13 protein-coding genes and 1 pseudogene are annotated in these 13,897 nt (G+C 70.5%); 5 read left to right on the top strand and 9 right to left on the bottom strand.

What is annotated here, in order from left to right:
* Positions 1-44: 44 nt before the first annotated feature.
* Together OG823_RS13485 and OG823_RS13480 are read right to left on the bottom strand one after the other, a co-directional pair.
* Positions 45-656: a malonic semialdehyde reductase gene (locus OG823_RS13485; RefSeq protein WP_371479747.1), complete on the bottom strand. Its 612-nt coding sequence runs from the start codon at positions 654-656 to the stop codon at positions 45-47.
* 151 nt (positions 657-807) lie between these two features.
* The gene (locus OG823_RS13480; RefSeq protein WP_371479746.1) at positions 808-1,074 is read right to left on the bottom strand and encodes an exodeoxyribonuclease VII small subunit; all 267 of its coding nucleotides are present in this window, start codon (positions 1,072-1,074) and stop codon (positions 808-810) included.
* 75 nt (positions 1,075-1,149) lie between these two features.
* Between OG823_RS13480 and OG823_RS13475 the strand changes: the two genes are divergently transcribed.
* Complete coding sequence (locus OG823_RS13475; protein ID WP_371479745.1) at positions 1,150-1,650, top strand: GNAT family N-acetyltransferase; 501 nt, start codon at positions 1,150-1,152, stop codon at positions 1,648-1,650.
* A gap of 12 nt (positions 1,651-1,662) precedes the next feature.
* Here OG823_RS13475 and xseA read toward each other — a convergent pair whose 3' ends face one another.
* Positions 1,663-2,874 carry an exodeoxyribonuclease VII large subunit gene (gene xseA, locus OG823_RS13470; RefSeq protein ID WP_371479744.1) on the bottom strand — a complete coding sequence of 404 codons (1,212 nt, stop codon included), beginning with the start codon at positions 2,872-2,874 and terminating at the stop codon, positions 1,663-1,665.
* Positions 2,875-2,884: 10 nt separating this feature from the next.
* Positions 2,885-4,237, bottom strand: a complete 1,353-nt coding sequence (locus tag OG823_RS13465) for an APC family permease (RefSeq protein WP_371479742.1) — start codon at positions 4,235-4,237, stop codon at positions 2,885-2,887.
* Positions 4,238-4,315: 78 nt separating this feature from the next.
* Here OG823_RS13465 and OG823_RS13460 point away from each other — a divergent pair, with 78 nt between their 5' ends.
* Together OG823_RS13460 and ppgK are read left to right on the top strand one after the other, a co-directional pair.
* Positions 4,316-5,299 carry a 4-hydroxy-3-methylbut-2-enyl diphosphate reductase gene (locus tag OG823_RS13460; protein ID WP_371479740.1) on the top strand — a complete coding sequence of 328 codons (984 nt, stop codon included), beginning with the start codon at positions 4,316-4,318 and terminating at the stop codon, positions 5,297-5,299.
* Positions 5,300-5,469: 170 nt separating this feature from the next.
* Positions 5,470-6,216, top strand: coding sequence for a polyphosphate--glucose phosphotransferase (ppgK, locus tag OG823_RS13455; RefSeq protein WP_371479739.1), 747 nt, complete (start codon positions 5,470-5,472; stop codon positions 6,214-6,216).
* A gap of 177 nt (positions 6,217-6,393) precedes the next feature.
* Here ppgK and OG823_RS13450 read toward each other — a convergent pair whose 3' ends face one another.
* Positions 6,394-7,047 (bottom strand): DUF6542 domain-containing protein, encoded by a 654-nt coding sequence (locus OG823_RS13450; protein ID WP_371479738.1) that lies wholly within the window; start codon positions 7,045-7,047, stop codon positions 6,394-6,396.
* A gap of 407 nt (positions 7,048-7,454) precedes the next feature.
* On the opposite strand from OG823_RS13450, the gene ychF reads away from it, so the two are divergent.
* Both ychF and OG823_RS13440 read left to right on the top strand, forming a co-directional pair.
* A complete protein-coding gene (gene ychF, locus OG823_RS13445; RefSeq protein WP_371479737.1) occupies positions 7,455-8,528 on the top strand; it encodes a redox-regulated ATPase YchF in 1,074 nt (357 codons plus the stop codon).
* 799 nt (positions 8,529-9,327) lie between these two features.
* Positions 9,328-10,703: pseudogene (locus OG823_RS13440) on the top strand (IS1380 family transposase).
* Positions 10,704-10,850: 147 nt separating this feature from the next.
* On the opposite strand, the gene OG823_RS13435 reads toward OG823_RS13440, so the two are convergent.
* The 4 genes from OG823_RS13435 to OG823_RS13420 all read right to left on the bottom strand — a co-directional run bounded on the left by OG823_RS13435 (position 10,851) and on the right by OG823_RS13420 (position 13,684).
* Positions 10,851-11,303: a hypothetical protein gene (locus OG823_RS13435; RefSeq protein WP_371479736.1), complete on the bottom strand. Its 453-nt coding sequence runs from the start codon at positions 11,301-11,303 to the stop codon at positions 10,851-10,853.
* Complete coding sequence (locus OG823_RS13430; protein ID WP_371479735.1) at positions 11,300-12,715, bottom strand: AAA family ATPase; 1,416 nt, start codon at positions 12,713-12,715, stop codon at positions 11,300-11,302. The genes OG823_RS13435 and OG823_RS13430 overlap by 4 nt, the downstream gene beginning before the upstream one ends.
* Positions 12,716-13,169: 454 nt before the next feature.
* Positions 13,170-13,430 (bottom strand): Txe/YoeB family addiction module toxin, encoded by a 261-nt coding sequence (locus OG823_RS13425; RefSeq protein WP_371479734.1) that lies wholly within the window; start codon positions 13,428-13,430, stop codon positions 13,170-13,172.
* Positions 13,427-13,684: a type II toxin-antitoxin system Phd/YefM family antitoxin gene (locus tag OG823_RS13420; RefSeq protein WP_371479733.1), complete on the bottom strand. Its 258-nt coding sequence runs from the start codon at positions 13,682-13,684 to the stop codon at positions 13,427-13,429. Before OG823_RS13420 ends, OG823_RS13425 begins: the two co-directional genes overlap by 4 nt.
* Positions 13,685-13,897: the final 213 nt, after the last annotated feature.

Below are 13,897 nucleotides of genomic sequence, written 5' to 3'. Positions count from 1 at the left end.
GGGCCGCTGCGGTGTCCGCCCGTGGTCGGGCGTCCCCGGGGGGATCAGACGGTGGTGACGACCTCGTCGTAGGCCAGACGCGGGGAGCGCGGGTACGAGGCGTCCTCGCCCGGCTTGCCGATGTTGACCACGGCCAGCACCGAGTGCTCGCCGTCGGCGAAGAACTCCTTGTCGATGCCCTCGGCGTTGTAGCCGGTCATCGGGCCGGCGGCCAGGCCCGCGGCGCGCACGCCGAGGATGAAGTAGCCCGCCTGCAGGGCGCCGTTGAAGAGCGCGGAGGCCTCGCGCACGGGGCGCTCGGAGAAGAAGAGGTCCTTCGCCTGCGGGAAGCTCGGCAGCACGGTCGGGAGCTCCTCGTGGAACTCGTTGTCGGCGGCCAGGATGGCGACCAGCGGGGCGGCCGAGGTCTTGGCCTTGTTGCCGTCCGCCATGTGCTGGACCAGGCGCGCCCGGCCCTCGGCGGAGCGGACCAGCACGACGCGCAGCGGCTGCTGGTTGAACGCCGTCGGGGCGTACTTGACCAGGTCGTAGACGGCCTGGATCTGCTCGTCGCCGACCGGCTCGTCGGTGAAGGTGTTGGCCGTGTGGGCCTCGCGGAAGAGGAGGTCCTGGGCGACGGCGTCGAGCACCAGAGCGTCGTGGGCGGCAGTCGTCATGCTTGTGCACCTCATGCGTGGACGGAAGGCGTGTCTCGGCGAGTGCCGATCCCCCGTTCACAACATGAGTGAACATTCAACTGTTCCCGTTCCCGATGTGACGCGTGTCACGTCCGCCGAATCCCCCGTCCGGGCGCCGGGCCCGCGCCGGTCAGCTGCTCCCGCCGGTCTCCTCGGCGGCCAGCGCCGCGTCGAGTCGGGCGCGCGCGCCGTCCAGCCAGCGCTGGCAGACCTTGGCCAGCTGCTCCCCGCGCTCCCAGAGCGCCAGCGACTCCTCCAGCGACGTCCCGCCGGTCTCCAACTGCCGGACGACCTCCAGCAGCGCGTCCCGGGCGTGCTCGTAGCCGAGCGCGTCGTCGGGCGTCGGCGGCTGCTCGTTCTCCTGCGGCGTCCGCCGCCCGCTCTCCTGCTCTGCCATGAGGCCAGCGTAGGCGGTGGCACCGACAGGACAATTCACGTGCGCGCCGGCGGCGGCCGGCTCTAGGCTCCACGGATGAGCCTCGTACGCCCCGGGATCCCCGATGACGCGCCCGAACTCGTCCGGCTGCGCGGGCTGATGTTCGAGGCGATGGCGGGCCGGTCGGGAGCGGCCGACCCCACCCCCGAGCCCTGGCAGCCGGCCGCCGAGGCGGTGCTCCGCGAGCGCCTCGCCCAGCCGGCGCCGGATCTCACCATGCCCGTCTTCGTCGTCGACGATCCCGGCCGCCCCGGGCGCCTCGCCGCCTGCGCCGTCGGCACCCTGGAGCGGCGGCTGCCCGCCCCCGGGCACCCGGACGGGCTCTTCGGCTTCGTCTTCAACATCTGCACCGATCCCGGGCACCGGCGTCGGGGTTACGCCCGGGCCTGCACCGAGGCCCTGCTCGGCTGGTTCGACGACCGCCACGCGACCAGGATCGACCTGCACGCGAGCAGCGCCGGGGTGGAGCTCTACCGCGGCCTCGGCTTCCGGGAGCACTCGATCGCGCTGTCCCGCCGCCACCCGGCCGAGGTCTGACCGCCGCCCCGCTCAGACCTCGTCGACCGTCACCGCGAAGCCGCCGCCGGCCACCCGCGCGTGCAGGACGTCCCTCGGCCCGACCTGCGCCGGATCCGTCACCACGGCGCCGTCGGCACGCTGCAGCACGGCGTAGCCGCGCTCCAGCGTCGCGGCCGGGGAGAGCGCCACGACCCGGGCCAGGGTGTGCCCGAGATCCGACTCGGCGGCGTCCAGGCGGTGTCCGACGGTCCGCCTGGCCCGCTCCAGCAGCGCGGTCAGCTCGTGCGCGCGGCCGTCCAGCATCCGCTCGGGTGCGGCGAGCACCGGGCGGCTGCGCACGCCGTCCAGGCCGTGCTGCTCGCGCTCCACCCGCCCGGTCACCTGGCGCCGGGCCCGGTCCCGCAGCTGGCGGACGCGTCCCAGCTCCTCGCCGACGTCCGGCACCACCCGCTTGGCCGCGTCGGTGGGGGTGGAGGCCCGCAGGTCGGCCACGAAGTCCAGCAGGGGCTGGTCCGGCTCGTGCCCGATCGCGCTGACCACGGGCGTGCGGGCGGCCGCGACCAGCCGCACCAGCTGTTCGTCCGAGAACGGCAGCAGGTCCTCCACGCTGCCGCCGCCCCGGGCCACGATGATCACGTCCACCTCGGGATGCTCGTCCAGCGCCCGGATCGCCGCCGAGACCTGCGCCACCGCGCTGTTGCCCTGCACCGGCACGTTGCGGACCTCGAAGCGGACGGCCGGCCAGCGCCGCCTGGCGTTCTCCAGGACGTCCCGCTCGGCGGCCGAGCCCCGGCCCGTCACCAGGCCGATGCACTGCGGCAGGAACGGCAGCGGGCGCTTGCGGTCGGCGGCGAACAGGCCCTCTCCCGCCAGCCTCCGCTTGAGCTGTTCCAGCCGGGCGAGCAGCTCGCCGAGCCCGACCAGCCGGATCTCGTCGGCCCGCAGCGAGAGCGTGCCGCGCGCGCCGTACCACTCCGGCCTGGCGTGCACGATGATCCGCGAGCCCTCCTGGACCACGTCCGCGACCTGCTCGAAAACGGCCCGGAAGCAGGTGACGGTCAGCGAGACGTCGCGCTCCGGGTCACGCAGGGTCAGGAACACCACGCCCGCGCCCGGCCGACGGCTCAGCTGGGTGATCTGGCCCTCCACCCAGACGGCGCCGAGACGCTCGATCCAGCCGCCGATCAACGCGGAGACCTTGCCGACCGGGATCGGGGCTTCGGGTGAGCTGGTGTTGGCCATGATGACGAGGCTAGCGCCGGCGGCCGACAGCCGTCCGGTCCTGGACCAGCAGCACGACGATCCCGGCGGCAAGCCAGAACAGGCCGACCCACTGGGCGACGTGCGCGGCCTCGACGATCACCGCGACGGTCACCGCGATGCCCAGCACCGGGACGATCAGGTGCCGCAGGCGGTCCCGGGAGCCCTGCCGGACGGTGTACCAGCCGATCACCGAGGCGTGCAGCAGGACGAACGCGGTCAGCGCGCCGATGTCGACCACCGAGGTCAGCCGGTCCAGCCCGTCGTCCCGGCGGGCCGCCCAGACGGCCGCGACCAGCGTGATCAGCGCCGCGGTCAGCAGCGCCGGACGCGGCACGCCGGAGCGCCCGTCCACCGCCGCGAGCGCGCGCGGCAACCGCCCCTCGCGGCCCATCGCGAACAGCAGCCGCCCGGCCGCCGCCTGCCCCGCCAGCGCGGCGAAGGCCGCACCGATCGCCTTGCTGACCGCGACCAGCGTGTGCAGCCAGTGCGCGATCGCCACGTCCACCGTCCGGTAGAAGGCCGCGCCCTGGGCCGCCGGATCGGCCGCCAGCTGCTGCGGGGAGTCCGGCTCCAGCAGCGCCGCCAGGTACGTCTGCGCGACGAACAGCACACCGGCCAGCACCAGGCACCACAGCACCGCCCTCGCCACCGCCGCCGAGGCGCCCACGGCCTCCTCCACGAACGAGGCGATCGCGTCGAAGCCCAGGTAGGACAGCACCGCCACGCTGACCGCCGAGAGCACGGCGGTCGACGAGAAACCGCCCACCCCGGCCAGCGGCGAGGCCCAGCCACGGGCCGCGCCGTCGCGGACCAGCACCACCGTGGCCGCCACCACGAACAGCGCCAGCACCGCGATCTCCAGCGCCAGCACCGCGAAACCGACCGCCGCCGCCGTCCGCACGCCGATCAGGTTCAGCGCCGTGGTGACCACGACCGCCAGGACCGTCCACACCCACCGCGACACGCCCGGAACCAGCGAGTTCAGCGCGATTCCGGAGAACAGGTACGCCACCGCGGGGATCAGCAGGTAGTCGAGCATCGCCATCCAGCCGGCGATGAAGCCGGGGCCCTCGCCGAGCCCGGCCCGGGCGTAGGCGAACACCGACCCGGTCTGCGGCACGGCCCGCACCATCTGGGCGTACGAGAACGCGGTGAAGCCCATGGCGATCGTCGCCGCGAGGTACACCACCGCCACGGCGCCGTGGCTCTTGGCGTCCAGCACCCCGAACACGCCGACCGGGGCCATCGGGGCGATGAACAGCAAACCGTAGACCATCAGGTCGCGCACGCCCAGGCTGCGCCGCAGCCCACCGGGGTCGACCCGCTCGCTCACAGTGTCCATGATGTCCATGTTTGATCACGTGCTGCGCCCGCGGGCCCATTGCCCGTACCGTCGGCGCGGCCCGACGGCGCCCGTACCATGGGAGCCATGTCCACCACTGCTCAGCGCCGCGTCCTGCTCGCCGCCCCCCGGGGCTACTGCGCGGGTGTCGACCGCGCCGTCATCGCCGTGGAGAAGGCCCTGGAGCAGTACGGGGCACCGATCTACGTCCGCAAGCAGATCGTCCACAACAAGTACGTCGTGCAGACCCTGGAGAGGCAGGGCGCGATCTTCGTCGACGAGACGGAGGAGGTGCCCGAGGGCTCGATCGTGGTGTTCTCCGCGCACGGCGTGGCGCCGTCCGTCCACGACGAGGCGAAGGCCGGGAAGCTCGCCACCGTCGACGCCACCTGCCCCCTGGTGACCAAGGTCCACAAGGAGGCCGTCCGGTTCGCCGACGAGGACTACGACATCCTGCTGGTCGGCCACGAGGGCCACGAGGAGGTGGTCGGCACCATGGGCGAGGCCCCGGAGCGGATCCACCTGGTCGACGGCCCCGAGGACGTCGAGGGTGTGCAGGTCCGGGACGAGAGCAAGGTGGTCTGGCTCTCCCAGACCACGCTGTCGGTCGACGAGACCATGGCCACCGTCGGCGCGCTGAAGAAGCGCTTCCCGCTGCTGGTCAGCCCGCCCAGCGACGACATCTGCTACGCCACCCAGAACCGCCAGGTCGCCGTCAAGCAGATGGCGCCCGACACCGACCTGCTGATCGTGGTCGGCTCCAAGAACTCCTCCAACTCGGTGCGCCTGGTCGAGGTCGGCCTGGAGTACGGCGCCAAGGCCGCCCACCTGGTGGACTTCGCCGACGAGATCGAGGAGTCCTGGCTGGAGGGCGTCGCCACGGTCGGCCTCACCAGTGGCGCCTCGGTGCCGGAGATCCTGGTCGAGGGCGTGCTGGCCTGGCTCGCCGAGCGCGGCTACGCCGACGTGTCGATCGTCAAGACGGCCGAGGAGCACCTGATCTTCTCGCTGCCCAAGGAGCTCCGCCGCGACCTGCGGGCCGAGGCCGCCGGCAAGCTCTAGCCGCACCCGCCTCCCGATGCCCGGGCGCCCCTCGCGGCTCCCGGGCATCGTGCTGCCCGGTGGTGGGTATAGCAGGGCGGGTACGTGGCGGTGGGCGCGGCGACCGGCAGGCGGGGTCGCGCGCCCTCTCGTACGTTTGTGCACAGGCTGTGGATGGACAGGAGTGAGGCATGGCGGCGACGGTTTTCGGCGTGGACATCGGTGGTTCCGGCATCAAGGGTGCGCCGGTGGACCTCGGACGCGGGGTGCTGGCCCAGGAGCGGCACAAGGTGCTGACCCCGCACCCCGCCTCACCGGAGGCGGTGGTCGCAGCGGTCCGCGAGGTGGTCCGGCACTTCGACCACCAGGGACCGGTCGGGTTGACCTTCCCCGGCGTGGTGGTCGGCGGCCACACCCGGACGGCGGCCAACGTCGACAAGGGATGGATCGGACTGGACGCGGAGGGGCTCTTCCGGGAGGCACTCGACCTGCCGGCCACCGTCCTCAACGACGCGGACGCGGCCGGCTTCGCGGAGACCGCCTACGGCGCGGGCAAGGCGCGCGACGGGGTGGTGCTCGTCCTCACCTTCGGCACCGGCATCGGCAGCGCGCTCTTCGTCGACGGCGTGCTCGTCCCCAACACCGAGCTGGGCCATCTGGAGCTGCGCGGCAAGGACGCCGAACGGCGGGCCTCCTCCGCCGCCAAGGAGCGCCACGAGCTGACCTGGGAGCAGTGGGCGTCGCGGGTGGACGAGTACCTGGACATGGTGGAGATGCTCTTCTCGCCGCAGCTGATCATCATCGGGGGAGGAGTCAGCCGCAAGCACGAGAAGTTCATGCCGCTGCTGAACGCGCGCGAGGCACAGGTCGTCCCGGCGGAGCTGCGCAACGACGCGGGCATCGTCGGCGCGGCGATGGCGGCGGCCAAGGCGGGCTGAGCCGCGCGGGGGCGCGGGCGGGGGGCCGGAGGTGCGGTGTCGGCAGCAGCGCGAGGGCGCCGCCGGGGCGGGGCGCTGCCGGGGCGGGGCGCTGACGTGCCGTGCCGGAGCGCTGCCGTGCCGGGCCGGGGCCGGGTGGGGCGTGCGGGTGGAGCCGGCGGGCGATCCGGAGCCGGGTCAGCGGGCGCGCTGGATCCGGCGCTGGGCCACGAACCGGGCCAGAATGATCACCGTGGCCAGGCCCGTCCCGCTGAACAGCCAGACCGCCCGCAGGGCGAGCCCGGTCGCCAGCGCCACCACCTGCGCGGTGACGCCCGAACTGGACACCGGCGCGAGCAGCAGCAGCGCGGCGGCGAACGCGATCGGCCCGCTGATCGGGGCGGCCAGCAGGTCCGCGAGGCGTACCCGGACGGCCAGCTGGAAGCAGATCAGCAGGTAGGCGAGCCCGAACAGCACGCCGATACCGCCGAACAGCAACCGGTCCAGTCCGGCCGCCGCCAGGCTCGCGACCACGGCGAGCACGCCGGTGCCCACCGCGGTCAGCCGGGCCGGACGCCCGCTGCGCGGTCTGCCGTCGGCGCGTCGGGCGCCCAGCCGCATCCGCAGTGGCAACCGGAGCCGGGGGCCGACCCGGCCCCCGCCGGGCCGCACCGACTCGCGGCGTCCCTCACGGGTCTCGGTCACCGTCCGCAACCGGGACGCCTCGACCTCGGTCCCGTCCGGTACGGGCTTGCGCGGGGGCCGACCGGGCCCCGGTACGGCGGCCCCGGCGCCGCCGACCTGCGGACGGCGGCGGGGCCCTGGCGGCTGGGTACGGATGCTCTGCTCCACCAGCCCAACGTACGGTCCGATCAACGCCACAGTGTGTAATGGGCGGCCGGGAGCTTGGTCCGTGTCTCCGTCCGGCGTAGTTCTATGATGTTCCGTCAGCACGGGTGCGAAGCAACCGCCCGGCGGCCCGCCCGCCGCCTTGTCACCCGTCCCGTCCGGTCGCCCGCGCCGGCGGGGGCCGGACGGGACCGTCGGTGTCGTCGGGTGCCGCCCGGTGCCGTCCGGTACCGGGGCTCGCCGTCGGTGGCCCGGGCTTCCCGGCGGCGTCGACCCCCGGCCGCGACGGCCCGCCCGCCCCCGGGGTTCCCCGGAGCCCGAGCCGGTCGGCCGGCCGCCTGCCCGTAGACTGGGGGATCGGCCCGTACGGTGGCCGCTCCACTCCCTCCGAGCCCACGGGACTGCGCTTCATGTCGCTCACGATCGGAATCGTCGGCCTGCCGAACGTCGGCAAGTCGACCCTTTTCAACGCCCTGACCAAGAACGACGTGCTGGCGGCCAACTACCCGTTCGCCACCATCGAGCCCAACGTCGGCGTCGTGGGCGTCCCGGACGCCCGGCTGAACACGCTCGCCGAGATCTTCGGCTCGCAGCGGATCCTCCCGGCGACCGTCGACTTCGTGGACATCGCCGGCATCGTGCGCGGCGCCTCCGTGGGTGAGGGGCTGGGCAACAAGTTCCTCGCGAACATCCGTGAGTCCGACGCGATCTGCCAGGTCATCCGGGCCTTCGTCGACCCCGACGTGGTGCACGTGGACGGCAAGGTCTCGCCCAAGGACGACATCGAGACCATCAACACCGAGCTGATCCTCGCCGACCTCCAGTCGATCGAGAAGGTGCTGCCCCGGCTCCAGAAGGAGTCCCGCCTCAAGAAGGAGTCGGCCGCCACGCTGGCCGCCGCCGAGGCCGCCCAGAAGATCCTGGAGGAGGGCCGGACCCTCTTCGAGGCCGGCTTCGACTCGTCCTCGGTCCGCGAGCTGCACCTGCTCACCACCAAGCCGTTCCTCTACGTCTTCAACGTGGACGAGGACGAGCTCACCGACGAGGAGTTCAAGGACGCCCAGCGCGCCCTGGTCGCCCCCGCAGAGGCGATCTTCCTCAACGCGAAGATCGAGTCCGAGCTGATCGGCATGGACGAGGACGAGGCGCTCGAACTCCTCCAGTCCATGGGCCAGGAGGAGACCGGCATGGCCACGCTGGGCCGGGTCGGCTACGAGACCCTCGGCCTGCAGAGCTACCTCACCGCCGGCCCCAAGGAAACCCGCGCCTGGACGATCAAGAAGGGCGCCACCGCCCCCGAGGCGGCCGGTGTGATCCACACCGACTTCCAGAAGGGCTTCATCAAGGCCGAGATCATCTCCTTCGACGACCTCGTCGCCTGCGGCTCGATCGCCGAGGCCCGCAGCAAGGGCAAGGCCCGGATCGAGGGCAAGGAGTACGTCATGCAGGACGGCGACGTGGTGGAGTTCCGCTTCAACGTCTGAGCGGATGAAGTAACACCACGTCTCTGACTTAGCAAACATGCAGGTCATCAGGGGTCTGGCTCTTCGGAGCCGGGCCCCTGGTTATTTCCCGCGCTGGGACGGTGCTGGGAAAACTGACCCCATGTCACCCCTCATTGCCCCTGCTCCCTTACTGTGCTGGGTTTAGCGGGGGGCTTGTACGCGCGACCGCAGCTCGCAGGCGGCTTCTGATTACATGAGGACGCTTGCATCATGCTCAAGAGGCGGCTGCTGCCGCAGCGCCTACCTTCAGTCGCCTCCGCTATGGGGGCGCCCCATCGACCGGCGATCGACGACCACGCACGACCGGGACGCTCTCACCGAGTACGTGCCCGGGAGGGTGTATCGATCTGTCGGTGCAGCAGATGGTCGGTGCCGACAGTCGAAGAGGCGGCTGGCCGCGAGGGTTCCTGCACATGAGGTTGCAGCACCTGATGGTAGTTGCGTGGGTTTGGGTGGGTTAGCCACCGAGTATCTCGAACGCCTCGTCGAGGTTCTTGACGAAATCCTGCCACGACGGGAGACAGGCCACCGGCCCCTCCGGGTCCAGGAGTTCGAGCATACGAAGCCGGTGCTGCGAGAAGCGCTTCTGGAACTGGGCGAGGCGGCGCCCTTTGTACTCGCTTGCCTGCGCGAGCGAGTCCTTGAGGAGCTGTTTAGCCTCGCGCTTTCATGAGCGGCTCGTCCAAACCTTGATCAAATAAACGGAGAGTGCTTCTGACCTGCAACGATGGGACTTGTCTAGGGTCCTGTCCGCTGCAAGGAAAGAAGCACTCTCCAGGTGAAGAAGCTTATCGGGTCCTACCCGCGCGTCCGCGTCCAGGGCGACGGCGGTGCGGTGGTCTCGCAGGCCGGCGGGGTGCTGCTGGTGGAGACCGTGCGCAAGACCGGGTTGGACACAGCGATATCGGCGGCGCTGGCGCCGTGGCGCAAACAGCGTGCGGTGCACGACCCGGGCAAGGTGCTGCTGGACCTGGCCCTGGCGGTGGCGCTGGGCGGGGACTGCCTGTCGGACGTGGCCGTGCTGCGTGCCGAACCGCAGGTGTTCGGGCTGGTGGCCTCCGACCCCACCGTCTCGCGCCTGGTGGAGACCCTGGCCGCGGCCGGGCCCCACGCGCTGACCGCGATCCGCCGGGCCAGGGCCGAGGTCCGCGAACGGGTCTGGAAGCTTGCCGGGGCCGATGCCCCCGACGCCGGAGGGCAGGTGATCGTGGACATCGACGGAGTGCTGGTGCTGGCGCACTCCGAGAAGCAGGACGCGACCGCGACCTGGAAGCGGACCTTCGGACACCACCCGCTGGTCGCGTTCGTCGACCACGGAGCGGGTGGTTCCGGGAACCGGTGGCCGCACTGCTGCGGCCGGGCAACGCCGGCAGCAACACCGCCGCCGACCACATCACCACCACCCAGCTCGCCCTGGCCCAACTTCCCAAGCGCCACCGGCGTGGACGCCGCACCCTGATCCGCACCGACTCCGCAGGAGGCACCCACGACTTCCTGAACTGGCTGACCACACGCGGCCGGTGGCTGTCCTACTCGGTCGGGATGACGATCACCGACGCGGTCCACCAGGCCGTGCTCCATGTCCCGGCCCCGGCCTGGACGCCCGCGGTCGAACCCGACGGCCAGGTCCGCGACGGCGCCTGGGTCGCCGAACTCGCGGGCGACGTCCTCAACGGCTGGCCGAAGGGAATACGGCTGATCGTCCGCAAGGAACGACCGCACCCCGGAGCCCAGTTGAGGTTCACCGACGCCGACGGGATGCGCCTGACCTGCTTCGCCACCAACACCCCCGGAACCGCGATCGCAGCCCTGGAACTGCGGCACCGCCAGCGCGCCCGCGCCGAGGACCGCATCCGCGCCGCCCGCGACACCGGCCTGCGCAATCTCCCCCTGCACCACACCGCCCAAAATCAGCTCTGGCTGGAGATCGTCCAACTCGCCCTGGACCTCCTCGCCTGGATGCCCACGCTCGCCCTCACCGGCCGAACCCGCAGATGGGAACCCAAGCGCATGCGGCTGCGACTGTTCTCCGCCGCCGCCCGCCTGGTCACCACCGGCCGCCGCCGCATCCTCCGCCTGGCCAACCACTGGCCCTGGACCGACGTGATCACTACCGCGTTCAGCAGGCTGCAAGCACTACCGAACCCTGGCTGACCAGCGACAACGACCCACCCCGACGAGCAGCCGAACACCTCCGGAACCGTGGAATCCGACGCGCACCCGACGCGACAGTCGGGCCCTCGGCCTACCCACCACTACCCACACAAGCCGAAACGGCCCGCCGACCACGCCAACGGACCGTCATGAAAAATCGAGGTTAGGGTCGGTGACCCTTTCCGCCGCGATGCCCCTGGGGAGATCAAGACTGACGCGGCCGCGCGGATTCTCGGCAACCTGGCGCAGACATGCCTCGTCGAGAAGCAGCCAGGCTTCCAGCATGCGGACGGGTACCACGGCGACGTGCCGGAGACCGGGCCATTCGGCGCACATTGCCTCCTTGATCTCGTCCTTGCGGTCCTGGGCGGGACCGCGGTCAGCATCCCGCTGCACCACCACCAAGTCATAGGTCCCGTGCAGCTCACGAGCCACCCGCAGTTTGTCCCGGACGGAATGGCCGGTCGGTAGCCGAAGCAGACCGAAGTCCGGGACGGTGACCGAGACATCGAGCCCCCTGCGCACGGCAATGGATTCGACATGCGGTGCGAGGCCGTTGTCACTGCTGCCCTCCCCGATGAACAGAACACGAGTGGTCACGCGGCCCCCCAATCCAGCGTTAGCTGCGCGCCGACGGGTGTGGTGAGGTAAGGCAGGACGTCGGCCTTTGTCACGAAGTCGCCACCCGCCCTTGTGGCCCGCCATGTCTCGGCGAGTGGACGCAGCCGCAGTGCCCGGTTTAGAGAGCCGTTCTCGGATCTGTGGATCGAGGTGTCGGCGAACAAGAGGTCTTCAGGCTCGACGAGTTGTACGACGCCGGGTGAGTGTGTGTTGATCAGCACCTGCCGGAACGGATTGTCCGTGCCAGGTTCCTCCGACGGGTCGACGGCAAGGTCCTGGACAAGGGCGACCATGGCATTGAGGTTCGCGGGATGGATGCCGTTCTCGGGCTCCTCCATGCAGATCAGACCACGTACGGAGGTGTCTTCGAGCAGGACGCACAGGGCAAGGAAGCGCAGGGTTCCTTCGGAGAGGCTGCGGGCGGGCAGCGTCATGCCAGCCACCTCGCGCACGTTGACCGTGAGGAGCTGCCGGACTTCGTCCTGATCGACATCCAGATCGCGGATATGGATTCCGGTCAGGTCAGAGAGACGCCCCGCCACTCTGGCGTAGACCTGGCTGGGATCCGCGCCGGGAGTGTCGTGGGCCACGCGGAAGAGCGTCGCGGGCAGGTGGGAACCATCGGCGCCCATCACCTGTGGGTCGACGTACCGGTCGGACCGGCGTAGAGCCGACGGCTCAAGAGCGAGCCGTCGCCAGGACTGCATCTCACGGCGAGCCGCGAGAATGGTCGGGTCGTCACTGCTGGTGATGGTGGAGACGACTGTTGCGGGTGCACGGGACGCCGCAGCAGGCTTGGGCTGACCTCGGCTGCCGCCGTCCTGGTGGATTTTGACGACCGACTCGCCGGATTCAGTCGTCGTCGAGATGAAGGGGGCACCGCTGCGGTGGCCCTGAATGACGGTGTTGCGGAAGTCCCTCGCGCTGTGGGGGAAGAGGAGGTGCCGGGGGGCCTTGCCTTTGGTGATGTGACTCAGCGTCTCGTGGAGGAGAGTGAGGCGGCCGAAACGGTCCAGGCCGGACGGCTCCTGGTAGCCGACCTCCAACTCGTACCGCAGAAACGTGGTCGTAGCTTTCGCGGCCCGGCCAAAGTCGTCCTGTGTGTGGAGTGGGACGATCATCTCGGCGGCGAACCGCATCCGGTGGCTGCCAGGATCGAAGCCCTTCCAGAAGAGGTCACGCGGGTCACCCTGACGCTCACCGTGTACGCCCCGAACCTCTTGGGCAGCCTCCATCATCGACTGGTCAGCGAGAAGGGAGAGAAACTGGATGGCGTCGAAAACATTCGACTTACCGGTGCCGTTCTCCCCCGCGATGCAGGTGAAGGGGCCGAAGTCGATGGACAGGTTCAGGAGGTTCTTGAACCCGTGGACTTCGATGCGGGTCAGCATGCTGTCTCCGGAAGCTCGCCGGGCGGATCCACCCAAGCGTACTGGCGAGGAAGATCGTTATCCCTTGGGTGCGTCGATTGGCCTCCCTGTCCTTGGCCAGGGCCCCGCGCCCGCCCTGTTTTCCCCGGCGCGCTGGCCTGCGGCTCGCAGCCCTGGGTCGTGGACGAGCGTGGCGGCGAACAGTAGCCTGCGGCCACCTTCAACACCCGACGGGGCCGGAGCCTCACGCGGCCGAGGTTTCCGAGCTGCCGGCTATGCCGAACTGTTGCGGAGGTCCAGGATGGCAGGGCGTGCTGGGATGCCCCTCCCGTGCTGGGATCGTGCTGGGAGGGCCCCCTCACAAGAGACGTTTTCGCAGGTGGGAGCGCCGCGTTCGACGTTCCGCTTCGACGTCTGACGGTCCATCCGGAGACCCGCCGGGCCTGCCGGCCGGCAGGCCCAGCGGGTCTCCGGATCAGCTCTCGTAGTGGTAGCGGCACTGGGCGATCAGGATCGAGTCGTCGGTGACCTTGTAGATCAAGCGGTGCTCGTCGTTGATTCGACGTGACCAGTAGTCCTGGAACCCGTGCTTGAGTGGTTCTGGCTTGCCGATCCCCTCGTTGCCGTTGCGCGTGGCATCGGCGATGAGTGTGTTGATCCGCTTGAGGATCCTGCGATCCTGTACCTGCCACCACAGGTAGTCCTCCCAGGCCCGGGAGGCAAAGGTGATCTTCACTCCGGGGGCGCCAGTTCGCGTACGGTCCCGCCGCCGTTCTCCAGTTCCTCGATCGAGGCGAGCAGACGGCGCGCGTTCGCGGGGCTGCGGAGCAGGTAGGCGGTCTCCTTGAGGGATTCGTAGTCCTCCAGGGAGACGATGACCACCGGCTCGTGTCCGGCGCGAGTGATCACTATCTCCTCGCGGTCGTCCGTAACCGCGTTGAGCACCTCGGCGTACCGTGCGCGGGACTCCGAATAGGTCATCGTCTTCATGGCCGGCTCCTTATGGGTACAAGAAACTGTACGTCCGCAGCGGTGTGTCGACAAGTGCTCACCGGTGCTCGACGTGGCACAAAAGGTGCCGAAGGGTGCCGTGGCGGGATCATGGGCTACGCGGATCCGTGAGGCCAGGACTCGGACGATCCGCTTGGCCGGTCCGCGGAGAGTCCGCAGGAGGGCCGGTTGTAGTCGTCGCCCCTCGTGTGG

The organism is Kitasatospora sp. NBC_00315, assembly GCF_041435095.1.
In the GTDB taxonomy this organism is placed as follows: Bacteria; Actinomycetota; Actinomycetes; order Streptomycetales; family Streptomycetaceae; genus Kitasatospora.
This window is presented reverse-complemented; position numbering and strand designations above follow the sequence as displayed.